Source organism: Sphingomonas sp. Marseille-Q8236, assembly GCF_965112005.1.
On the sequence record NZ_CBCOPO010000001.1, the window covers coordinates 777845 to 799200 of the forward strand.

Here is a 21356-nt window from a genome sequence, read left to right on the forward strand (position 1 = left end):
TTACTGGATGGCGGCCGGATTTACCGTCAGGCTCGGCGGATTGATGACCGGCGGCGCATAGGGCTTGGCAGCGGGAACCGGCTGGCTCGACACTATCGGCTGGCTGGCCGCGCGCGGCGCGACCGGCGGATTGGCACTGGTGGCGATGCTCAAGGGCGACGCGGCCTGCTGGACCGGCACCATCGTGCCTGCACGCCACGCATCATAGGCGCGGAAGAAGGCGACGAAGGGTGCGTTCAACTGATCCAGATGGACCGCGGCGCGGGTTTCAAACCTATCGGCCGGCGCGGCGCTGATGTCGGACAGGACCTGTTCGGCGGCGGCGCAGAAGCCCTTGCGCGCCGGGGTGATCGAGAAGAAATTATAAAGTCGGGTCATCGCATCGTCATAGCGATCGCGCCAGTCGCCGCCCTGCGACTGATATTCCGCCGAATAACGCTTTTCCGCCGCCGCCAGCGCAATACGCTGCACCGTCAGCATCGTGTTGTATCGGGTGACGATCTGCCCCTCATCCGCGCCGCGACAGGCCAGCGCCGCGACGTTCAACGCCGAACGCAGGTGCCAGATGGTCGCCGCGCTGGTCAGCGAGCGATTCGGGGTCTCGTAATTCCCATCGGGGAGCAGCGCAGGGATCCGCATCCCCGGCGTGGCGCCGGGGGGCAGCGGCGCGCGGGCGACCTGCGGCGGGGCGGGTACCATCACCGGCGGCGGCGCGACCTTGGCGGTTTCGCGCGCGGCACATCCCGCCAGCGAGAGACCGATCGCGATACCCGATACAATACGCAACTTCGCCATAACCCGATCCTCGGAAAAGTCCGCCCCCCGGCTATTGGCGTACGTCATGCCGAATCAAGGTTAACACGTCGTAAGCCGTGCGACGAAACGAGCCGTATGTCAGAGGGTTCGGCGAGGCCGCAAATTTCCTCCCCTTGCAGGGGAGGAATAACTTCAGGCCGTGCGCGCGACCAGCGCGGCGGCAGCCTCGGCCATCAGTTGCGCCAGGATGTCGGCGATCGGCTCTTCCTTCGTGACCATGCCGACCGACTGGCCCGCCATCACCGAGCCATGTTCGACATCACCGTCGATCACCGCGCGGCGCAGCGCGCCCGCCCAGTAATGCTCGATCTGGAGCTGCGCCTCGGCCATCGCGACCTTGCCCTCGTCGAGCGACTGGGCGACTTCGCGCTGCTTGGCGGTGAAGAGTTCGCCGCCCGCATTCTTGAGCGCGCGAACCGGGATGACCGGCAGGCGCGGGTCGATCTGCACGCTCGCAACCGCGTCGCGGGCCGAGGCGCGGATGAACGCCTTCTTGAAGTTCGGGTGAGCGATCGACTCGGTCGCGCAGACGAAGCGCGTGCCAAGCTGGACGCCCGCCGCGCCCATGTCGAGATAGGCGGCGATCGCCTCGCCCCGGCCGATGCCGCCCGCGACGAAGACGGGGACTTGGGCCGCGATCTCGGGCAGCATTTCCTGCGCCAGCACGCTGGTCGAGACGGGGCCGATATGGCCGCCCGCTTCCATCCCCTCGATCACCAGCGCATCGACGCCCGAGCGGATCAGCTTCTTGGCGAGGCTGAGCGCGGGCGCGAAGCAGATGACCTTGGCGCCGGTCTCCTTGATCGCCTCCAGCGCGCCCTTGGGGGGCAGGCCGCCGGCGAGCACGACATGGCCGACCTGGTGACGGCCGCACACCGCGATCAGGTCGAACAACTGCGGGTGCATAGTGATCAGGTTCACGCCGAAGGGGCGGCTGGTCATCGCCTTGGTCGCGGCGATTTCGGTGTCGAGCAGTTCGGGGGTCATCGCGCCGCACGCGATCACGCCGAAGCCGCCCGCATTCGACATGGCGGAGACAAGGTTGCGCTCCGACACCCAGGACATGGCACCCGCCATGATCGCCATGTCGGCGCCGAGAAATTCCGCGCCGCGCGCCATGCGGGTGGCGAGACGCTGTTCGCCGGTGGTGGTGTTGAGGGTGTCGGTCATCGGCGCTCCATGCCGTGGAGCGCGGCGGACGGCAAGATTTGGTTCACGCGAAGCCGCGATGACGCGAAGAGTTTGTTCGCGCGGAGACGCGGAGGCGCGGAGATGATCTGTGCGCGGCAGCGCCATCACTTCATCAGCGATGGTTGAAAAAGGAGCGGCGGCGCGGCCGGATACACCACCTCCGCGTCTCCGCGCCTCCGCGCGCACCATTATTCTTCAAACGCTTCGCGTCTTCGCGGCTTCGCGCGAACCCATCCCCTATGACCGTCATCCCAGCGAAGGCTGGGATCTTTGGCGGGCGGGATCGTATCCGGGCCAGAGGCCCCAGCCTTCGCTGGGGCGACGGGGCATCGGTCGGGTCGTTACGCCGCCTCGGCGTCCAGACCATAAGCGGTGTGCAGCACGCGCACCGCCAGTTCGGTATAGTCCTCTTCGATCAGCACGCTGACCTTGATCTCCGACGTGGTGATCGCGAGGATATTGATCCCGCGCGCGCCCAGCGTCTGGAACATGGTCGAGGCGACGCCCGCATGGCTGCGCATGCCGACGCCGACGACCGAGATCTTGGCGACGCGGGTATCGTGGACCAGCGTGGCATAGCCGATCTCGCCGCTCGCCTTTTCCAGCACGTCCAGGCTGCGCGCGAGGTCCGCCGACGGCACGGTGAAGGTCACGTCGGTCGAACCGGTCGAATGCGCGATGTTCTGGACGATCATGTCCACATTGATGCCTGCATCGGCGAGCGGCGCGAAGATCGAACCCACCGCACCGGGCCGGTCGGGCACGGCGGTCAGGGTGATCTTGGCCTCGTTCTTGTCATGCGCAATGCCGGTGATGAGCTGGCGTTCCATATCGTCGATTTCCTCTTCGCCCACGATCAACGTGCCGCGATGTCCGTCTTCGTCCCGTGCGTCGTCGAACGAGCTGAGCACCCGCACGCGCACCTGTTCCTTCATCGCCAGACCCACCGAGCGGGTCTGGAGCACCTTGGCGCCGACGCTGGCGAGTTCCAGCATCTCCTCATAGGTGACCTTCGACAGTTTCCGCGCGCGGGGCACGATGCGGGGGTCGGTGGTGTAGACGCCGTCGACATCGGTATAGATGTCGCACCGCTCCGCCTTCATCGCCGCCGCCACCGCGACCGCGCTGGTATCCGAACCGCCGCGACCCAGCGTCGTGACCCGGTTGCCCTCGGCCACGCCCTGGAAGCCGGGGATGACCGCGACCACGCCCGCCGCCAGGCTCTCGTCGAGCGCGGTCGTGTCGATCTCGCCGATCCGCGCCTTGGCGAAGGCCGTGTCGGTGTGGATCGGCAATTGCCAACCCAACCACGAGCGCGCGGGGACGCCCATCGCCTGGAGCGTGATCGCCAGCAGCCCGCTGGTGATCTGTTCGCCCGCCGAGACGACGACGTCATATTCCTGGGGATCGTAAAGCGACGAGGCCTCGCGGCAGAAACCGACCAGTCGGTCGGTCTCGCCCGCCATCGCGGAGACGACGACCGCGACCTGATGCCCAGCCTCCACCTCGCGTTTGACCCGCGCCGCCACGTTGCGGATGCGCTCGATTCCGGCCATCGAGGTGCCGCCGAACTTCATCACGATACGGGCCATGCGGTTTTTGCCAATCTCCTTGGGGTAAAACGGCGGTCCTGATAGGTAGCCCCCATGACGAACGCAAGCCATTTGAACGATTCTACCATTATCGGCGCCGAAGCCGCACATTTCGGAAAGATGGCGGCCGAGTGGTGGGACCCGAAGGGGTCGAGCGCGATGCTGCACCGGCTGAACCCGCCCCGACTCCGTTATATCCGCGAGCAGATCGACCTGCATTGGGATGCCGATGGACAGGGTTTCACCCCGCTCAAGGGCAAGCGCGCGCTCGATGTCGGTTGCGGCGCGGGATTGTTGTGCGAGCCGCTCGCTCGGCTCGGGGCCGAGGTGACGGGGCTGGACGCCGCAGCGGAAAATGTCGCAGTCGCCGCCGCCCATGCCGCCCAGTCGGAACTGAACATCCATTACCGTGCGGGCAGCGTCGAGGGGCTGGCAAGTGAGACGTTCGATCTCGTCACCTCGCTGGAGGTGATCGAGCATGTCGCCGATCCGGCGCGCTTCGTGCGCGGCCTGGCCGATGCGCTGGCGCCCGGCGGGCTGATGATCCTGTCGACCCCGAACCGCACGCCGTTGTCGAAACTGGCGCTCATCACGCTGGCGGAAGGGACGGGCGCGATCCCCAAGGGCACGCATGACTGGTCGAAATTCCTGACCCCCGACGAACTGACCGCCTTGCTGACCCAGGCGGGACTGAAGGTGCGCGACGTGCGTGGGCTGAGCTATTCGCCGACCAAGGGGTTCATGGTCAGCGACTCGACCGCGCTCGACTATTTCGTCACCACGACGCGGTAATTTGGGTTTAGCCCCTGCTGCAAACCATCGGACCATCCCGGCGACGGCCGGGATTCAGTTGGGGAAGCGCCAATAGTCTCGCCACCGTCTCACCGCTGGACCCCGGCCTTCGCCGGGGTGGGGCGTGTGGGAGCGGAAGGCCCAATTTTCGTCAAGATCCGCTGCGAGGGGGCGGGTTCCTCTGGATTCACCTCATGTCGTCACGTCCAATATCATCCGCGAACCGTCCGGCCGCGTCAGGATCGCACCGCCTCCTGATCCTGCTCGCCGTAGCGATCCTCGCCCGCGTGGCGACCTTCGGCAATCCGGTGGTCCATGTGGACGAGGAATTCTACTTCTTCACCGGCCATGCGATGTGGCAGGGCGCGTGGCCCTTCGTCGATGTGTGGGACCGCAAGCCGATCGGGCTGTTCCTCCTCTATGCCGTACCCGCCGCATTCGGGTTTCCGGCGGGCATCTGGGTCTATCAGGCGATGGCACTGGCCAGCGTGGTCGCAACCGGATGGCTGATCGCGCGGATGGCGGAGCGACTCGGCTGGGGCGCGGGCGCGACGGCTGCGGGCATCGCCTATATCCTGTGGCTCGGCCTGCTCGGCGGACAGGGCGGGCAGGCGCCGGTCTTCTACAATCTGCTGATGATGGGCGCGGCCTGGGCGATCCTCGAATCGGATCGGCGGGGGGTGCGCAGCCTGGGGCTGGCCGCGATGGCGCTGGTCGGAGTGGTCCTCCAGATCAAATATTCGGCGGTGTTCGAGGGGATGGTCTTCGGCCTCTGGCTGCTGGCCGGCGAGTGGCGGCGGAGCCGGAGCCCGGTCGCGCTGGTCCTGTACGGCGCGGCGCTGGTCCTGGTGTCGCTGGTCCCGACCGCGCTGGCGGCGGGGGTCTATGCCATGATCGGCCAGTGGGACGCGTTCCTCTACGCCAATTTCCTGTCGATCTTCCATCGCAACCCCGATCCCATCGCGGAACTGGCGGGCAATCTGGGGCAGATGGTGCTGATCCTCTCCCCCATCGTCACGCTGGCGGTGCTGGGCCTCAAACGGGCGGAGCGCGATCGGGAGCGGACCTTCCTCGCGGTCTGGCTGGGCGCGGCCGTGATCGGCGTGCTGCTGTTCCGGCCGTGGTTCGACCATTATGGCCTGCCGGTCCTGCTGCCCGCCTGTACGGCCGCCGCCGCGATGCTGGGTAGCGCGGCGTGGCGGCGGCGCTACACCCCTGCCCTGTTGCTCACCGTGGCACTTGCCGGGCAGATCGTGCTGTTCAGCCTGCGCCACGAGCGGGGCGAGGCGACCGAGTTCGCCGCACTCACCCAGGCGGTCGGCAAGGGGCCGGGTTGTCTGTACGTCTATTCGGGCAGCACCATGCTGTACGTCGCGACCGAGCGATGCACCCTGTCGCGCTGGATCGTGCCCGCGCATCTCAGCCGCGCGCGCGAGGCCGGAGCCACCGGCGTCGACCAGGATGCCGAGATCACCCGCATCCTTTCGCAACACCCCGCCGTCGTCGTGATGCGCCCGCCCTATAATGGCGAGCGGGCGGAGGCCCATGCCCGGATGCTGGCGGCGATGGCGGACGGATACCGGCTGACCGCGAAACTGCCGATGGGCAATGAGATGATCAGCGTCTATAAATCCACGCGATGAAACGCCTTCTCGCCTCGATCCATGACGTGTCCCCCCGTTTCGAGGGGGCGGTCGATGCGCTGTTCGACCGGCTGTCGGGCCATCTCGGCGGACCGCGCCTAGCCATGCTGGTCATCCCCGACCATTGGAACAGCGCGCCGATCGCGCCGGGCACCCCCTTTGCCACCCGCCTGCGCGACTGGGCGGACATGGGGATCGAGATGTTCGTCCATGGCTGGTCGCACAAGGACGACATGGTCCACACCGACCAGAAGACCGCGCTGAAGGCCAAGCACATGACCGCGGGCGAAGGCGAGTTCGTCGGCTTGCCCCACGCCGAGGCGCTTCGCCGGATGAAGCGCGGCACCGCGCTGATCGAGGATATCATCGGCCGCCGCGCGACCGGCTTCATCGCTCCTGCCTGGCTCTATTCGGACGAGGCGCGGGCGGCGCTGGGCGATGCGGGCTTTGGCATTGCTGAGGATCATTTCCGCGTCTGGACCCCGACCGACGGCAGGATCGTCGCGCGCGGGCCGGTCGTCACCTGGGCGAGTCGCTCGCGCGGGCGGCAATTGAGTTCGCTCGCCGCCGCCGCCGTACTGCGCCACGGCCTGCGCCCGACTCCGGTCGCGCGCGTTGCGGTCCATCCGGGCGACAATGGCGTGCCCGCGCTGCTCGACAGTATCGACAAGACCTATGCACGGCTGGCGAAGACCCATACGCCGTCGCGCTATGCGGATTTGCTGGCGGCTTAAGCCCCACCTCCGTTCGGCCTGAGCGTAGTCGAAGGCCAAGGGAATCGTTAGCCGCAAGCGTTGAAGCGTGGCCTTCGACTGCGCTCAGGCTGAACGGGGGCGGGAGAAAGCGAGCCTCAGGCCGCTGCCCGCTCGCCCATCTCCCCATCGAGCAACTGCTGATAGCGTGCGATCAGCGCCTCGGCATGGTCGCGGTCGCTGAACACCTTGGCCGCCGCGACGCGCGCGGCGTTGCGCAGCACCCGCTGGTCGCGCGACAGGAGCCGCTCGATCGCCTCGGCACAGGCCGCACCGTCGCGCGCGCGGAAGGTTTCGGCGAAGAGCGGGCTGGCGACCTCGGCGCACCCGCCATAATCGGGCACCACCAGCGGCAGGCCGGAGGCCAGTGCTTCGGAGGCGACCAGACCGAACGTCTCCGTCTCGCACCCGTGCACCAGCGCGTCGCAGCTCGCCATGATCCGCGCCAGGCGCGGGCGGTCATAGACGGGGCGGAACAGGCGGATATGGGGGCTGCCCGCAATGCGCTTTTCCAGCGTCCGGCTGGCGACGCCGCCACCGATCAGGATCAGGCCGATCGGGCGGCTCGACGCCACCCGCTCGACCGCGTCGATGACCATCGGCCACCGCTTTTCCGGGTGATGCCGCCCAAGCCCGAGCAGCAGATGCGCGTCCTCCGGCAAGGCGCATTGGGCAAGGAGCGCGGCGCGCAGTTTATCGTCGCGGTGATCGGGCGAGAAGAAATGCCGCTCGATCCCCAGCGGGATCCCCTCGTCCACCCGCACGCCGCGCTTGCCCAGCCGCTTGACCAGCGCCGGGCCGTTGGACAGCACCAGGTCGTAATGGTCGAGGAAGCGGTTCATGTAGCGGCTGTACCAGCTGAACCAGTCCTCCACCCGTTCCTGCGCGACGATGCCGTCCAGCCAGCGGACCGGATAGGTGCCGACATTGTCGTTGTGCATGAAGAAGACCTTCTTCGCCCGCCCCTGCCAGCTGGCGACGAACCAGGCGGGCTTGGCGGGCGAAGAGACCTCGACGATGTCGGGGTCCAGCTCGTCGAGCAGTTGGCAGACCGGTGCGGAGTCCCAGAACATGCCGTAATTGGTGTCCAGGATCAGGCGCGGCGCCTTGATATAGATGATCTTGCCGCCGCCCGGACGCTCCTCGACCAGATCCTCGGTGCCGGGGGCGAGGACGATCAGTTCATGGCCCATCTCGGCCAGGATCGCCATCTTGCGGTCGATATAGGTCCGCACGCCCCCGCCGGTGGGGGAGTAGAATTCATTGACGTCGACAATGCGCATCGTCTTTCCGCTCCGCCTTCAGTTCGCGTCCACCGGACCGAAACCACCCAGCCCGCGCAGATATTGGGCGCGAATGGTCGTCGTCGCCACCCCATTGGGCACATCGATCAGCGCGGAGGCGAGTGGCGGCTTGCGGCGGCCCAGCTTGGTATTGGCTGGAAAGCCCGCGCCGTCGCTCCAGAAATTGAACTTGTTCTTGCCGTCACGGTCATGGGTGAACAGCAACGCATAGCGGCCGGGGCGCGGCACGCGGATGCACATGGCGATCGCCCCGCCCCCCGCCGGGGTCGGCACCGAGACCCGGCGAAACGTCTTGCCCGCGCGCTCCAGCACGCCGTCATCGGCCAGGAAATCCTCGTCGTTCGCGGGATAGAGTTCCAGCTTCAGATTGCCCTTGCGATCCTTCAGCCCCTCGATCCGCGCCAGGATCGCGGGGCCGCCATTGGCGCAAGCCGCCGCATCGCTGCCCAGGATCTGCGCCGGGGCGGTTTGCGGCATCGCGACCATGCCCAGGGCGGCTGCCATCATCATCGTCATCGTGCGGGTCATGCCCGTACCCTCTTCACCAGTTCCATCACACCAAAGCCTGCGATCAGGACGACATGGACCAACAGGGTCAGCGCCGCGGTGAACGCGATCAGCTCACTCAACTCCTGATCCTGCCCGATCAACAGGATCGCGAAATTGGCGAAAAGAAGGTCCTTGTTGGGCACCAGCGGCAAACGCGAGACGAGCAGCCGCGCCGCCGACAGGAAAAGCCACATCCCCAGCGACACGCTCGGCATCCCGTAATGCCAGGCCAGCGCGACGAGCAGCGAGTTGGCGATCAGGCGGACGCAGTGAACCGTGAAGATCCACCAGAGGGTCTTGCGGTCGAGCGAGAAGACCCGCCGCGAAAAGATCAGGAAGGGCAGGGAGGTCGCCATGACGATCGCGATCGATCCCCAGACGAGCCGCAACTGCTCCGCCGTCAACAACTCGCGCCCAACCGGCAGTGCGAGGCCGATCATGAGCAGCGTGATCGCATTGCCCGCGATCGCCGACAGAATTCCGACATCCTTGACCGCGCCAAAGGGGGCCGCGACCATCTTCGCATGGGCCCGCGCCCAGGCGTAGAAATAGGCCTCACCCGAATAGCTGAACGCGACCTCGTTCGCGATCCGCTTGCGAATCAACGCGGCGAGACCGCTGACCGGAATGCCCCACAGGCGGCGGAAGATGATATAGTCGCCGATCGGCAGCGCCATGTAGAGCCCGACGAACACGACATAGAAAAGCGGGTTGGTCGGCACCGAATGGCTCAACCCCACGAGCCCGCGCCCAAGCAGTTCCTGGCCCAGACCGACGACCATCGCGATCGTCAGAAGAGCGCCGATTATGGCGGGCCAGCGCCGCTTGACCGTCTTCAGCGGTTCGAGCGCGGCGATGTCGCGCGCCACCGGAGCACCGGTCCCGGCCGGCGATCCGACAGGCACGGCCTGTTGCGGGGTCATAGAATCATCTCGTTCATTCTGCACGTTAGGGAGATTCCTCGGCGGCGTTCGCCGGTGGCGCCCGCTAACCTCAACACTGCTTTCTCGCACCTGAATAAGAATTCACCTCTGTAGTGCGATTGTGTCCACCTTAGGGCTGAAACTGACATATTTACGCGACAAGCCGCACCTAACCCCGGTACCCGATCCTTTCCTCATCCGTTACCGGAACTCATGCCAGCCGATCACATCCTCACTTATGCGTTGGCGATGCGTGGCGGCGTGGAAGCCGCCCTGGCCCGAATGCTTCAAGGCTGGCTCGACCATGGACGGCGGGTGACGCTGGTCCTGGGCGAGGAAAGCGGCCAGTTCCAGCGCGGCGTACCATCCGGCGTGGAGATAGTGACGCTGGGGCACCAGCGCTATACCGGGCTATGCACCACCCTGCCCGCAATGATCGAGCGGGTGCGGCCCGACATCATCTTCTGCCCCGGCAACCACTATACGAGCATGGCGGCCTGGGCCCGGCTGCGGCTGGCGGGGTCGTGCCCGCCCATCGTCGGAAAGATGTCCAACGCGGTCGATCGGGGGGACCATCACCCCCTGTTCGCCTGGGGCCAGCGGCAATGGCTGGCCCGGCACCGGCTGTTCCTCGATTCGCTGGTCGCGATGACCCCGGCGACCGCGCGCGCCGCGCGCGAGGCGACCGGCCTGTCGGTCGCGGTCATTCCCAATCCCCCTTCCGCCCTGCCCGGTGGCGAGACCGCCGCGATCCTGCCGCCCGGGCGACGGATATTGGGCGTCGGGCGGCTGGAGCCGCAGAAGCGCTGGGACCGGTTGATCACCGCGCTGACCCATTTGCCCGAGGACGTCGGGCTGACCATCCTGGGCGAGGGCAGCCTTCGTCCCGCCCTGACCGCGCAGATCGCGGTGCTGGGGCTGGAGCATCGCGTGTCGCTGCCCGGTCATGTCGCCAATCCGGCCGCCGCCATGGCCGCCGCGCCGGTGCTCGCGCTCCCGTCCGACTATGAGGGCGTGCCGGGCGTGCTGCGCGAGGCGCTGTCGGTGGGCACGCCGGTGGTGACCACCGATTCGAGCCCCGCCGTACATGAGATCGTCTCCGACCCGTCGCTCGGCACCATCGTCCCGCGTGAGGATCTGCAGGCGCTGGTCGCCGGGTTGCGCCATTGGTTGAGCCCGGTGGTGCCGCGTCCCGATCCGGTGCCGCAGCCGGGGCAGGATTCGGCGGAACGCTATCTGGCGCTGTTCGATTCGATCGTCACCGCGCGCCAGCGACGCGACAATGCCGCATCAGGCGATGTCGGCCTCGGCTCGCGCGCTGTCGCCGTCGCGCGCCGCCTCGCGCTCCGACCGGCGCTGTAGCGCGGACTTGATCATCGCGGTCATCGGGTCGGCCAGCGCCAACCCCAGTATGCCGAACAGCGCGCTCGCCATGATCTGGGTCGACAGGGTCAGCGCGGGCGGCAGGTCGACGGTGCGCTTAGCGACCATCGGCACGACGACATAGCCGTCGAAGGTCTGCACGACCAGATAGGTGCCGATCGCCCAGAAGCCCGCATCGGTTCCCGCCGAAAAGCCCACCGCGACCATCAGGACGCCGGTGATGATCGCCCCGATATTGGGAATGAAGGCCAGGATCCCCGCGATGATGCCCAGCAGCAGCGCCATCGGCACCCCGCCGATCATCAGCGCGATACCGGTCAGCACCCCCTCGAACGCCATGCCCAGCAACCGTCCGGCGAGCAGCTTGCGCAGCGTATCCATGACGCGGCCCTGCGTGATCGCGAACTCGGCGCGGGCGGAACGCGGCACGATCCATTGCAATCCCCGCGCATAGCCCGCCGGATCCATCGCCAGAAACAGGCCGATGACCAGGATCATGAACAGCGACGTCACCGCCCCGACGGCGGTCCCGACCCAGGAGGTCAGCTTCCCGATCGAGCCCATGGATTGCTTCAGCAACCCGTTGATGTCGGAGGTCTGGGGCATCAGCCCCTGTTCCGCCAGCCAGCCGGTCAGCCGTCCCGCCTGAGTCTCCAGCGTCGAGCGAAGCTGGGTCACCTGCTGCGTTACTTCCACCCCGGTCAGGTAGAAGGTGCCGAGCAGGAACGCCGCCACCGCCAGCACGACGATCAGCAGCCGCCAGCCGCGCCCGATCGGCAGGACCCGGCCCAGCAACCGCACACCGCCGTCGAGCAGGGTCGCGAAGACCAGCCCGGCGAAGATCACCAGCAGCGGCTGGACCAGCAGCACCGCCACCGCCATCGCCGCGATCAGGCCCAGCCAGATCGCGGCGCGGGTCAACTCCCGCCGGACAAAGCCCTCGCGAAACTCGATGGGCGCGGGGGCATCGGTCAGCGGGGTGGGATCGCTCATGATCCGGGCTTCACCGTGATCGGATGAAGCGAACTGCCCGCCCGGCCCGAGCGTAGCGAACCCCACCAGGTCAGCGGGTTGAGCGTCGCGTCGCCGTCCAGGCTGAAGGTCACGAACTCGGCGCGGCCACCGATATTCTCATAAGGCACCGGCCCGCCCAGCCCCAGTTCGGCCAGCGAGAATCGGCTGTCGGCCGAACGATCGCGATTGTCGCCCATCAGGAAGACATGGTCGGCCGGAATGGTGATCGGCCCGTAATTGTCCCCCGGGCTCCAACCCAGCTCGACCGTGTCGTAGCGGCGATTGTTGGGCAAGGTCTCGGTCACGATCGGCAGATGGCAGACCCACTGGCCGTCAGGCAGCCGCACCTTGGCCTCCTCGCCATAGTCGGCCGCCTTGCACGGGCTGTTGGTGTCGACCGGAATATCGACATAATGAAGCGGACCGCGCTGCACCGGCTTGCCGTTCAGGATGACGACGCCGTCGCGCACCTCCAGCCGGTCGCCGGGCAGGCCGATCACACGCTTGATATAGTCGTTATGCGTGCCCGGCGGGGTCACGATCACCACGTCGCCGCGCGTCGGCAGCGATCCGAACAACCGGCCATGGATGAAGGGCAGTTGCGCGCTCCAGCTCTGCTCGGGCTCGTGCAGCACGACCGACTTGAAGAAGGCGATCGGGTTGGGAATGGTCGGCGAGATATAGGACCAGCCATAGGCGAATTTGCTCACCACCAGCCGGTCGCCGACGCGAAGGCCCGGCAGCATCGATTCGGAGGGGATGTAGAAGGGCTTGGCGATGAAGCTGTGAAAGCCCAGGACGATCAGCAGCAGCCAGAACAGCCCCTTGACCTCGGACCACCAGTCGGTGCCCTTTTTGGGCTGCGGCTTGGATTCCAGCGGCCTGGCCTCCGGTTGATCCGCAGGCGAGCCCTGGTTCGTGTCCAACACCGCGTCCTTCATGCGGAAACTTCCGGTCTTGCCTCGATCACGACAAAGGCCTGCGCCCAGGGGTGATCGTCGGTCATGGTCAAATGGATATGGGCGACGTGGCCCGCCGGGGTCATCGCGTCAAGTCGTTCGCGCGCACCGCCCGTCAGCACCAGCGTGGGCGCGCCGCCGGGTTTGTTGACGACCCCGATGTCGCGCATGAACACCCCTTGCGCAAAGCCGGTGCCGACCGCCTTGGAATAAGCCTCCTTGGCGGCGAAGCGCTTGGCATAGGTGCCCGCACGGGTGAAGGGGCGTTTGGCCGCCTTGGCCTGCTCCACCTCGGTAAAGCAGCGCGCCTCGAACCGAGCACCGTGCCGGTCCAGCGCGGCCTGAATCCGCTCTATGTTGCACAGGTCCGAGCCGAGGCCGATGATCATAAAATCCTCCCCGGCACGGGGAGGGGGACCGTCGCGCAGCGATGGTGGAGGGGGTTCTCCACCATGCAAGTCCTATGGGGTGCTCCCCCTCCACCAGCCTGCGGCTGGTCCCCCTTCCCGTGCCGGGGAGGATTCACCGCGCGATGTCCATCGCGGCGCGCATCTTGCGCACGACCTCGGGAAGGCCGACGAACACCGCATCGGCGATCAGGAAATGGCCGATATTCAACTCGCGCACCTGTGGGATCGCGGCGATCGGCGCGACATTGTCATAGGTCAGGCCGTGACCGGCATGGACCTCGATCCCGTTCTTGGCCGCCAGCGCGGCGGCGTCCGACAGGCGACGCAGCTCGGCGGTGCGTCCCTCGCCGTCCAGTTCGGCATAGCGGCCGGTGTGGAGTTCGATCACGGGAACGCCCAGATGCAGCGCCGCTTCGATCTGGCGGGGATCGGGTTCGATGAACAGAGAGACTCGGATGCCCGCCTCGCCCAGCTTCGCCACCATGGGGGCCAGCCATTCGCGCTGCCCGGCGGCATCCAGCCCGCCCTCGGTCGTGCGCTCCTCGCGCTTTTCGGGGACGATGCAGGCGGCGTGCGGGCGATGCTTCAGCGCGATGGCCAGCATCTCCTCGGTCGCCGCCATCTCCAGATTGAGCGGCACGGTCAGCTCGGCGGACAGGCGCGCAATGTCGTCGTCGGTGATGTGCCGCCGATCCTCGCGCAGATGCGCGGTGATGCCGTCGGCGCCTGCCTCGGCCGCGATCAAGGCCGCCTTGACCGGATCGGGATAGCCCGCCCCGCGTGCGTTCCGCACGGTCGCGACATGGTCGATATTGACCCCCAACCGCAGGTGATCGGTCATGCCGCCGCTCGGCTCCCCGGCTTGATGGCGGGGATCGCGGCCAGTTCGGGCGGCAGGGCGTCGGGGCTGTAGCTGGGCACGTCGAGCCGGATCAGCGGGAAGAACGGTACGCCCAGATCGGCCGTCCCGTTGGACCGATCGACCAGCGAGGCCGCGGCGATCGTCTCGCCCCCTTCGCGCGCGATGGCCGCGATCGCCTCCCGGCTGGACAGCCCGGTGGTGACCACATCCTCCATCATCAGCACCTTTTGACCTGCATCAAGCCGGAAGCCGCGGCGCAGGTGGAAGGTTCCATCGGGCCGCTCCAGGAACATACCCGGCACGCCGAGTGCGCGCGCCATTTCATAGCCGACGATCACGCCGCCCATCGCCGGGGCGACGACCGCGCTGATCTGCGCCTTGATCTCGGCCGGGATCTTCGCTGCCACCGCCTCGCACAGCCGGGCCGCGCGGGCCGGGTCCATCAGGACGCGCGCGCATTGCAGGTAACGCGGGCTGCGAAGCCCCGAGGAGAGGATGAAATGCCCTTCGAGCAACGCCTCTGCGGCGCGGAACTCGGCGAGGACGTCTTCATCGGTCATGCGGGGCAACTCCTGCGGGTGCGATAGCGGATGACCCGGCCTCATAGGATCGGCCCTCGCCGCACGCAATCGCGCATACGACAGCTATGGCTTGAGGGGGCGCGGTCCCGTGCTATAGTCCGCCTAACAAAAACGACAGGATGCCCCGTCAAAGCCCGTCGGACCATCGATGGACAGGCGAGGGAGATGGGAGACGAGAGCGGGATGAGCGAGGTCAAGCGCATGTCCGGACCCCGGAGGATGAGGATGCCGAAACGGATGAAGGCGCTGGCGATCGCCGCCGGACTGGGATGTGCCGCGCTGTCGGGTGCCGCCTTCGCCACGCCGGCCGCTCCCCCGCGCCGCAGGCCGCCCCCCAGACCGCCGCCGAAGGCCAGGGCGTCTCCAACACCGCACCGACCAGCGCCGCCGCCCCCGCCACCGCCGCGCCGACCAGTCCGCTGCTGGCGCGGGACGGAGCCCCCGCCACGACGATCGATCCCAAGGTCGGTCTGCCGATCGACGGCCGCATCGGGCTTCAGCCGCAGGTGACGAAGAACGGCGAGTTCGCGCACTGGATGCACAATGGCGTGCTGATGCCGGTCATCACCGCCATCTGCGTGCTCGTCCTGCTGCTGCTGGCCTGGGTCGTGTTCCGCTATCGCCGCGCCGCCAATCCGGTGGCGTCCAAGACCAGCCACAATACGCTGGTCGAGGTGCTTTGGACGCTGGGCCCTGTGGTCGTCCTCGTCCTGATCGCCATCCCCTCGATCGGGCTGCTCCAGGCGCAGTTCAAGCCCGCCCCCGCCGGGGCCGTCACGCTGAAGGCGATCGGCAACCAATGGTATTGGACCTATCAATATCCGGATCATGGCGGGATCGAGATCACCGCCAACATGCTGAAGGAAAAGGATCAGGTGGCGCCGGGCGAGCGGGCGCGCACCGATGCCGACGGTCCGCGCCTGCTGGCGGTCGACAATCGCATCGTCCTGCCCGTCGGCGTGCCGATCCGCCTGATCACCACCTCCAACGACGTCATCCATAGCTGGGCGATCCCGGCCTTCTGGATGAAGCTGGACGCGGTGCCCGGCCGGTTGAACGAGACGAGCTTCACCATCGAGAAGCCGGGCCTGTATTTCGGGCAATGCTCCGAACTGTGCGGTGCGCGCCATGCCTTCATGCCGATCGCGGTGCAGGCGGTGCCCCCGGCGCAATTCGCCGCCTGGGTCGCGGCCAAGGGCGGCAAGATGCCGGGTTCGGCCGCCCCCTCCTCCTCGGTGATCCCGCAGCCGGGGGCTGAGGGCTCGGCCTCCGAAGCCGCGCAGGCCAATGCCTCCGAGGCGGTGACGGGTCCGGCCGACAACGCCTCCACGCCCGCCATATCCCCTTCTTCCGCGCAAGGCGCCACCGGCAATCCGGCGGGCCCCGGCAACGCTGGACAATAAGCCATGACCGACACCGCACTTCACCCCGGATCGGCTTTCGTCGGTCATGAAGACCATCACCACGCGCATCATGATGCCGATCACAAGCCGGGCTTCTTCGCGCGCTGGCTCCTGTCGACCAACCACAAGGATATCGGCACCCTCTATCTGATCTTCGCGATCGTCGCGGGGATCATCGGCGGCGCGATCTCCGGCCTGATGCGCGCCGAGTTGAAGGAGCCCGGCATCCAGTATCTGGGCATCTGGGCGGGGATGCTGCACGGCGGGGCGCAGAGCCTCGATCAGTCGCTGCACCTGTGGAACGTGCTGATCACCGCGCATGGCCTGATCATGGTGTTCTTCATGGTCATGCCCGCGATGATCGGCGGGTTCGGCAACTGGTTCGTGCCGATCATGATCGGTGCGCCCGACATGGCGTTCCCGCGTATGAACAACGTGTCCTTCTGGCTGCTGATCCCGGCCTTCACGCTGCTGCTCGCCTCGCCCTTTTTCGGGTCGGGCGCGGGCGTGGGCTGGACCGCTTACGCCCCGCTATCGACCTTCGGAGAGCCGGGGCCATCGGTGGACATGGCGATCCTGGCGCTCCATCTGGCGGGCGCCTCGTCAATCCTGGGCGCGATCAACTTCATCACTACCATCTTCAACATGCGCGCGCCGGGCATGACGCTGCACAAGATGCCGCTGTTCGTCTGGTCGGTGCTGGTCACCGCCTTCCTGCTGCTGCTGTCGCTGCCGGTGCTGGCCGCCGCGATCACCATGCTGCTGACCGACCGCAATTTCGGCACGACCTTCTTCGACCCCGCCGGGGGCGGCGACCCGATCCTGTACCAGCATCTCTTCTGGTTCTTTGGCCATCCCGAAGTGTACATCATGATCCTGCCGGGCTTCGGCATCGTCAGCCAGATCATCGCGACCTTCAGCCGCAAGCCCGTCTTCGGCTATCTGGGCATGGCCTATGCCATGGTCGCGATCGGCGTGGTCGGCTTCGTGGTGTGGGCGCACCACATGTTCGCCACCGGCCTCTCCGTGAACACCAAGATGTATTTCACCGCCGCGACGATGATCATCGCGGTGCCCACCGGCATCAAGATCTTCTCGTGGATCGCAACCATGTGGGGTGGTTCGCTATCGTTCAAGACCCCGATGGTCTGGGCGATCGGCTTCATCTTCATGTTCACGGTTGGCGGCGTGACCGGCGTGGTGCTCGCGAACGGCGGCATCGACGATTACATGCACGACACCTATTATGTCGTCGCCCACTTCCACTATGTCCTGTCGCTGGGCGCGGTGTTCGCACTGTTCGCGGGCTTCTATTACTGGTTCCCGAAGATGTCGGGGAAGATGTATAGCGAGCTGCTCGGCCAGCTGCATTTCTGGGTGTTCTTCATCGGTGTGAACCTGTTGTTCTTCCCGATGCACTTCCTGGGGTTGCAGGGGATGCCGCGTCGCTATCCCGACTATCCGGACGCCTATGCGACATGGAACGCGGTCGCCACCCATGGCTATGAGATCATGGCGGCAGGCATGGCGATCTTCTTCGTCAACCTGATCTGGTCGCTGGTCGCGGGCAAGCCCGCCGGGGACAATCCCTGGGGCGATGGCGCAACGACGCTGGAATGGACGCTGTCCAGCCCGCCGCCCTATCACCAGTTCGAGACGCTGCCACGCATCGACTGACCTCGATCTCACCAGTCCCGAAAGGCTCCGGAGCATCGCTCCGGGGCCTTTTTTGTTGCAACTCCGTAATAATTCACCGGAGATCAACTTCGCAAATAATGCGACGAGTCGAGGAACCATTTCACGCTTTATTAGCCATGCTCGCCGCATTTTGAGCGTGGCCCGCAATGAGCGGGCTTTGCGGGATTCAATTAATGACGGGGTGGGACGAACGGTACGGGTCGCCAGGGATGGCGGCCACCACCGAAGAGGCGGGCGCGCCTGCGATGCCGAAGGGGACGAACGCCGCCGTGGCACGCGCCAGCAGTGGTGCTTCGCTGCTCCCGCTATTCGCGCTGGCTGCCTGTGGTGGTGGCGGTGGGGGCGGCGGCACGACGGCGGCGACCCCGGCGGGTGGTTCGAGCGCCCCGGCCGACACCTCCGCCCCGATCGTCGTCGTCACCCAACCGCCCACCGCGACCGAGGCCAGCCGCTTCCTGGCACAGGCCAGCATGGGCGCGACGCGGGCGGACATCGATGCGGTGCTCTCGCGCGGCTATGACGGCTGGTTGACCGACCAGTTCGCGCTGCCACGGGCGACCAGCCATTGGGACTGGCTGACCGCGAACGGGTACGACACCGCCAAGAGCAATTCGATCAACGGTTTCGACCCGTCAATGTGGCGGCAGATGATCGTCGAGCCCGACCAGCTTCGCCAGCGGATCGGCATGGCGCTGCTCGACATTCTGGTCGTCGGTATCGACACGTCCAGCGATAACTGGCGCGCCTTTGCGATGGGGGCCTATGTCGACCTTCTGCTCGACAACGCCTTCGGCAATTACCGCACCCTGCTGGGCGCGGTGACGACCAATTACGCGATGGGCAATTTCATGACCTATCTGCACAATCGCAAGGCCAATGCCTCGACCGGTGCCCAGCCGGACGAGAATTATGCGCGCGAATTGATGCAGTTGTTCACCCTGGGCCTCAGTCAGTTGAACATGGACGGCACGCCCAAGCTGAACGGCGGACAGTCGATCGACACCTATGGCCAGGCCGATGTGACGGGACTGGCGCGGATCTTCACCGGCCTGGTGCCGGCCAGCAGCGACAATTCGACGCCTGCGCGCCTGCGCCAGCCGCTGGTGATGAACGCGGCGAACAACGAGACCGGCGCCTCGACCTTTCTGGGCACGACGGTCAGCGGCGGCGGCATGGCGGCGATCAACGCCGCGCTGGATGCGATCTTCGCGCATCCGAATGTGCCGCCCTTCATTTCAAAACAGCTGATCCAGCGGTTGGTGACCAGTAATCCGTCGCCCGCCTATGTCACCCGCGTCGCCACCAAGTTCGCCGACAATGGCCAGGGGGTGCGCGGCGACATGAAGGCGGTGATCCGCGCCATCCTGCTCGACAGCGAGGCGCGCACCCTGCCGACCGCCGCCACCGCGGGCAAGCTGCGCGAACCGGTGCTGCGCCTGACCGGCTGGGCCAGGGCGTTCAAGGCCAGTTCGCCGTCCAGCGCCTGGGCGATCGGCGACACCAGCAATCCGTCCAACCGGTTGGGCCAGGCCAAAGGGCACAGCCCCTCGGTCTTCAACTTCTACCGCCCCGGCTATGCACCGCCCGGCACCAGCCTGGCGAGCAGCGGGCTGGTCGCGCCGGAGTTCCAGATCACCAACGAACAGAGCGTCATCGGCTATGTGAACTTCATGTACGGCCTGATCGCCAACGGCATCGGCGACGTGAAGGCCGATTACGCCGCGATGCTGACGCTGGCCGCCGACAGCAAGACGCTGGTGGACGAAGTGAATCTGATCCTCGCCGCCGGACAATTGTCCAGCGCTACCCAGGCATCGATCCGCGCGGCGGTGGACAGCGTGTCCGCCACCGCGACCAACGGCCCGATCAACCGGGTCGGCATCGCGATCCTGCTGACCATGGCCTCCCCCGATTACCTGACCCTGCGGTGATGAGCATGATGCAAGACCAATCCCCCCATGATCAGTCCAGGCGCGCTTTCCTGAAGCGCAGCGCGTTGCTCGGCCTGGCCGGGACCGCCACCCCCTTCGTCTCCAGCCTGGCCGCGATCGGCGAGGCCGCCGCCGCCACCGCGTCGGACTATAAGGCGCTGGTGTGCGTGTTCCTCTATGGCGGCAACGACTATGCCAACACGCTGGTCCCCTATGACGAGGCGAGCTTTGCCGCCTATCGCACCGCGCGCGCCAATATCGGCTATCAGCGCGATGCGCTGGCGGGGACGGTCCTGAGCCCCTCGGTCGCGCTGCCCGACGGCCGCGCCTATGCCCTGTCGCCCAGCATGCCCGAAATGAGCCAGTTGTTCGCGGCCGGCAAGATGGCCGTCGCGCTCAATGTCGGCACGCTGGTCGAACCAACGAGCAAATCCCAATATCAACGGCGCAGCGTGCAACTGCCTCCCAAGCTGTTCAGCCATAACGACCAGCAGAGCTTCTTCCAGGCGTCCAGCCCCGAGGGTGCGGGCAGCGGCTGGGGCGGGCGGATCGGTGACGTGTTCCAGAACGGCAATGGCAATGCCGCGCTCACCTGCATCAACACCAGCGGCAATGCGGTCTATCTGACCGGGCGCAATGCCATCCAATATTCGGTCGGCACCGGCGGCCCGATCGCCCTGCTGAACAGCAGCCGCACGCTGTACGGCTCGTCGAGCGCGCTCGACACGCTGCGCGCGCTGATGACGACCGAATCGGGGCCGGTCATGGCCAACGAACACGCCCGGATCAGCAAGCGCGCACTGGATATCCAGGCGCAGTTGAGCAGTGCACTGGCCGGGGCGCCCGCCGCCAATTTCCCGCTCTTCCCCTCCAGCAATTCGCTCGCCGACCAGTTGAAGATGGTCGCGCGGATGATCTCGGTGAACCAGACGCTCGGGCTGAAGCGGCAGGTCTTCTTCGTATCGATGGGCGGGTTCGACCTGCACGACAATCTGGTGGCGCAGCATCCGGGTCTGCTGGCCAAGCTATCGGCGGCGATGAAGGCCTTTTACGACACCACCGCCGCACTGGGACTCGCCAACCAGGTGACCAGCTTCACCGCATCCGATTTCGGCCGCACGCTCCAGTCGAACGACGACGGATCGGACCATGGCTGGGGCGGGATGCACTTCATCGTCGGCGGCGCGGTGCGGGGGCAGCGCTTCTATGGCAAGGCACCGATCGTCGGCACCAACACCGACGACGATGTCGGCCAGGGTCGACTGATCCCCACCATGTCGGTCGATCAATATGCCGCGACGCTGGCCAGCTGGTTCGGCATCGACTCGGGCGGTTTGCGCACCGTGTTGCCCAATATCGGCAATTACGACGCCTCGACCTGGAATCAGGGCTTCATGGGGTAAGCGACCGGCACACCGAGCCTATCGCAACGATATAACATATTGCGCTTGCGTAACTTTCCGATCAGCCGCGATCGGAAAAACTGGCCAGGTCGTTCGCTGGCATGGACTCCGGCGGGCCCCATATGGGCGCCGCGACCATATGGTCGCCCC

At 66.5% G+C, this 21356-nt stretch carries 19 protein-coding genes; 8 read left to right on the forward strand and 11 right to left on the reverse strand.

The genetic code is table 11. The features are described from left to right. The 3 genes from ACWPWT_RS03610 to ACWPWT_RS03620 form a co-directional block, all read right to left on the reverse strand. Complete coding sequence (locus tag ACWPWT_RS03610) at positions 1 to 795, reverse strand: hypothetical protein (protein ID WP_454278605.1); 795 nt, start codon at positions 793 to 795, stop codon at positions 1 to 3. 153 nt (positions 796 to 948) lie between these two features. Further along, positions 949 to 1986 carry an NAD(P)H-dependent flavin oxidoreductase gene (locus tag ACWPWT_RS03615; RefSeq protein WP_261268273.1) on the reverse strand — a complete coding sequence of 346 codons (1038 nt, stop codon included), beginning with the start codon at positions 1984 to 1986 and terminating at the stop codon, positions 949 to 951. A 362-nt stretch (positions 1987 to 2348) separates the two neighbouring features. Further along, a complete protein-coding gene (locus tag ACWPWT_RS03620) occupies positions 2349 to 3599 on the reverse strand; it encodes an aspartate kinase (RefSeq protein ID WP_261268274.1) in 1251 nt (416 codons plus the stop codon). A gap of 54 nt (positions 3600 to 3653) precedes the next feature. Between ACWPWT_RS03620 and ubiG the strand changes: the two genes are divergently transcribed. The 3 genes from ubiG to ACWPWT_RS03635 all read left to right on the forward strand — a co-directional run bounded on the left by ubiG (position 3654) and on the right by ACWPWT_RS03635 (position 6768). Then, positions 3654 to 4391, forward strand: a complete 738-nt coding sequence (gene ubiG / locus ACWPWT_RS03625; protein WP_454278606.1) for a bifunctional 2-polyprenyl-6-hydroxyphenol methylase/3-demethylubiquinol 3-O-methyltransferase UbiG — start codon at positions 3654 to 3656, stop codon at positions 4389 to 4391. Positions 4392 to 4585: 194 nt separating this feature from the next. Beyond that, positions 4586 to 6034, forward strand: a complete 1449-nt coding sequence (locus ACWPWT_RS03630; RefSeq protein ID WP_454278607.1) for a hypothetical protein — start codon at positions 4586 to 4588, stop codon at positions 6032 to 6034. After that, positions 6031 to 6768, forward strand: coding sequence for a DUF2334 domain-containing protein (locus tag ACWPWT_RS03635; protein ID WP_454278608.1), 738 nt, complete (start codon positions 6031 to 6033; stop codon positions 6766 to 6768). Before ACWPWT_RS03630 ends, ACWPWT_RS03635 begins: the two co-directional genes overlap by 4 nt. 116 nt (positions 6769 to 6884) lie before the next feature. Here the strand turns inward: ACWPWT_RS03635 and ACWPWT_RS03640 are convergent, their stop codons facing one another. From ACWPWT_RS03640 to ACWPWT_RS03650, 3 genes are read right to left on the reverse strand one after another with little or no spacing between them, the layout of a single operon-like run. Further along, positions 6885 to 8069 carry a glycosyltransferase gene (locus ACWPWT_RS03640; protein ID WP_454278609.1) on the reverse strand — a complete coding sequence of 395 codons (1185 nt, stop codon included), beginning with the start codon at positions 8067 to 8069 and terminating at the stop codon, positions 6885 to 6887. Positions 8070 to 8087: 18 nt separating this feature from the next. Further along, the gene (locus ACWPWT_RS03645) at positions 8088 to 8618 is read right to left on the reverse strand and encodes a DUF2141 domain-containing protein (protein ID WP_261268279.1); all 531 of its coding nucleotides are present in this window, start codon (positions 8616 to 8618) and stop codon (positions 8088 to 8090) included. Further along, on the reverse strand, positions 8615 to 9562 hold the full coding sequence (locus ACWPWT_RS03650) for a hypothetical protein (RefSeq protein ID WP_261268280.1): 948 nt from the start codon (positions 9560 to 9562) through the stop codon (positions 8615 to 8617). The genes ACWPWT_RS03645 and ACWPWT_RS03650 overlap by 4 nt, the downstream gene beginning before the upstream one ends. Before the next feature lie 213 nt (positions 9563 to 9775). Here ACWPWT_RS03650 and ACWPWT_RS03655 point away from each other — a divergent pair, with 213 nt between their 5' ends. Beyond that, positions 9776 to 10924 (forward strand): glycosyltransferase, encoded by a 1149-nt coding sequence (locus ACWPWT_RS03655; protein ID WP_454278610.1) that lies wholly within the window; start codon positions 9776 to 9778, stop codon positions 10922 to 10924. Here ACWPWT_RS03655 and ACWPWT_RS03660 read toward each other — a convergent pair. The 5 genes from ACWPWT_RS03660 to pyrE all read right to left on the reverse strand — a co-directional run bounded on the left by ACWPWT_RS03660 (position 10853) and on the right by pyrE (position 14750). Continuing rightward, positions 10853 to 11938, reverse strand: a complete 1086-nt coding sequence (locus ACWPWT_RS03660) for an AI-2E family transporter (RefSeq protein ID WP_454278611.1) — start codon at positions 11936 to 11938, stop codon at positions 10853 to 10855. The two genes, ACWPWT_RS03655 and ACWPWT_RS03660, sit on opposite strands and share 72 nt — an antisense overlap. Continuing rightward, a complete protein-coding gene (lepB, locus tag ACWPWT_RS03665) occupies positions 11935 to 12900 on the reverse strand; it encodes a signal peptidase I (RefSeq protein WP_454278612.1) in 966 nt (321 codons plus the stop codon). The genes ACWPWT_RS03660 and lepB overlap by 4 nt, the downstream gene beginning before the upstream one ends. Then, positions 12897 to 13307: a holo-ACP synthase gene (acpS, locus tag ACWPWT_RS03670; protein WP_454278613.1), complete on the reverse strand. Its 411-nt coding sequence runs from the start codon at positions 13305 to 13307 to the stop codon at positions 12897 to 12899. The genes lepB and acpS overlap by 4 nt, the downstream gene beginning before the upstream one ends. Before the next feature lie 133 nt (positions 13308 to 13440). Then, positions 13441 to 14169 (reverse strand): pyridoxine 5'-phosphate synthase, encoded by a 729-nt coding sequence (locus ACWPWT_RS03675; protein ID WP_454278614.1) that lies wholly within the window; start codon positions 14167 to 14169, stop codon positions 13441 to 13443. Further along, a complete protein-coding gene (gene pyrE, locus ACWPWT_RS03680; protein WP_454278615.1) occupies positions 14166 to 14750 on the reverse strand; it encodes an orotate phosphoribosyltransferase in 585 nt (194 codons plus the stop codon). The genes ACWPWT_RS03675 and pyrE overlap by 4 nt, the downstream gene beginning before the upstream one ends. A gap of 290 nt (positions 14751 to 15040) precedes the next feature. On the opposite strand from pyrE, the gene coxB reads away from it, so the two are divergent. The 4 genes from coxB (at position 15041) to ACWPWT_RS03700 (ending at position 21206) form a co-directional block, all read left to right on the forward strand. Continuing rightward, the gene (gene coxB, locus ACWPWT_RS03685) at positions 15041 to 16174 is read left to right on the forward strand and encodes a cytochrome c oxidase subunit II (RefSeq protein ID WP_454278616.1); all 1134 of its coding nucleotides are present in this window, start codon (positions 15041 to 15043) and stop codon (positions 16172 to 16174) included. A gap of 3 nt (positions 16175 to 16177) precedes the next feature. Then, a complete protein-coding gene (gene ctaD / locus ACWPWT_RS03690) occupies positions 16178 to 17851 on the forward strand; it encodes a cytochrome c oxidase subunit I (RefSeq protein ID WP_454278617.1) in 1674 nt (557 codons plus the stop codon). A gap of 230 nt (positions 17852 to 18081) precedes the next feature. Then, complete coding sequence (locus ACWPWT_RS03695) at positions 18082 to 19803, forward strand: DUF1800 domain-containing protein (RefSeq protein WP_261268288.1); 1722 nt, start codon at positions 18082 to 18084, stop codon at positions 19801 to 19803. A 5-nt stretch (positions 19804 to 19808) separates the two neighbouring features. Then, positions 19809 to 21206 (forward strand): DUF1501 domain-containing protein, encoded by a 1398-nt coding sequence (locus tag ACWPWT_RS03700; protein WP_454278618.1) that lies wholly within the window; start codon positions 19809 to 19811, stop codon positions 21204 to 21206. Positions 21207 to 21356: the final 150 nt, after the last annotated feature.

Excerpts from the sequence above, each read along its gene's own strand:
- ACWPWT_RS03610 (WP_454278605.1), bottom strand. The coding sequence starts at position 795 with ATGGCGAAGTTGCGTATTGTATCGGGTATCGCGATCGGTCTCTCGCTG.
- ACWPWT_RS03615 (WP_261268273.1), bottom strand. The coding sequence starts at position 1,986 with ATGACCGACACCCTCAACACCACCACCGGCGAACAGCGTCTCGCCACC.
- ACWPWT_RS03620 (WP_261268274.1), bottom strand. The coding sequence starts at position 3,599 with ATGGCCCGTATCGTGATGAAGTTCGGCGGCACCTCGATGGCCGGAATC.
- ubiG (WP_454278606.1), top strand. The coding sequence starts at position 3,654 with ATGACGAACGCAAGCCATTTGAACGATTCTACCATTATCGGCGCCGAA.
- ACWPWT_RS03630 (WP_454278607.1), top strand. The coding sequence starts at position 4,586 with ATGTCGTCACGTCCAATATCATCCGCGAACCGTCCGGCCGCGTCAGGA.
- ACWPWT_RS03635 (WP_454278608.1), top strand. The coding sequence starts at position 6,031 with ATGAAACGCCTTCTCGCCTCGATCCATGACGTGTCCCCCCGTTTCGAG.
- ACWPWT_RS03640 (WP_454278609.1), bottom strand. The coding sequence starts at position 8,069 with ATGCGCATTGTCGACGTCAATGAATTCTACTCCCCCACCGGCGGGGGC.
- ACWPWT_RS03645 (WP_261268279.1), bottom strand. The coding sequence starts at position 8,618 with ATGACCCGCACGATGACGATGATGATGGCAGCCGCCCTGGGCATGGTC.
- ACWPWT_RS03650 (WP_261268280.1), bottom strand. The coding sequence starts at position 9,562 with ATGACCCCGCAACAGGCCGTGCCTGTCGGATCGCCGGCCGGGACCGGT.
- ACWPWT_RS03655 (WP_454278610.1), top strand. The coding sequence starts at position 9,776 with ATGCCAGCCGATCACATCCTCACTTATGCGTTGGCGATGCGTGGCGGC.
- ACWPWT_RS03660 (WP_454278611.1), bottom strand. The coding sequence starts at position 11,938 with ATGAGCGATCCCACCCCGCTGACCGATGCCCCCGCGCCCATCGAGTTT.
- lepB (WP_454278612.1), bottom strand. The coding sequence starts at position 12,900 with ATGAAGGACGCGGTGTTGGACACGAACCAGGGCTCGCCTGCGGATCAA.
- acpS (WP_454278613.1), bottom strand. The coding sequence starts at position 13,307 with ATGATCATCGGCCTCGGCTCGGACCTGTGCAACATAGAGCGGATTCAG.
- ACWPWT_RS03675 (WP_454278614.1), bottom strand. The coding sequence starts at position 14,169 with ATGACCGATCACCTGCGGTTGGGGGTCAATATCGACCATGTCGCGACC.
- pyrE (WP_454278615.1), bottom strand. The coding sequence starts at position 14,750 with ATGACCGATGAAGACGTCCTCGCCGAGTTCCGCGCCGCAGAGGCGTTG.
- coxB (WP_454278616.1), top strand. The coding sequence starts at position 15,041 with ATGTGCCGCGCTGTCGGGTGCCGCCTTCGCCACGCCGGCCGCTCCCCC.
- ctaD (WP_454278617.1), top strand. The coding sequence starts at position 16,178 with ATGACCGACACCGCACTTCACCCCGGATCGGCTTTCGTCGGTCATGAA.
- ACWPWT_RS03695 (WP_261268288.1), top strand. The coding sequence starts at position 18,082 with ATGGCGGCCACCACCGAAGAGGCGGGCGCGCCTGCGATGCCGAAGGGG.
- ACWPWT_RS03700 (WP_454278618.1), top strand. The coding sequence starts at position 19,809 with ATGATGCAAGACCAATCCCCCCATGATCAGTCCAGGCGCGCTTTCCTG.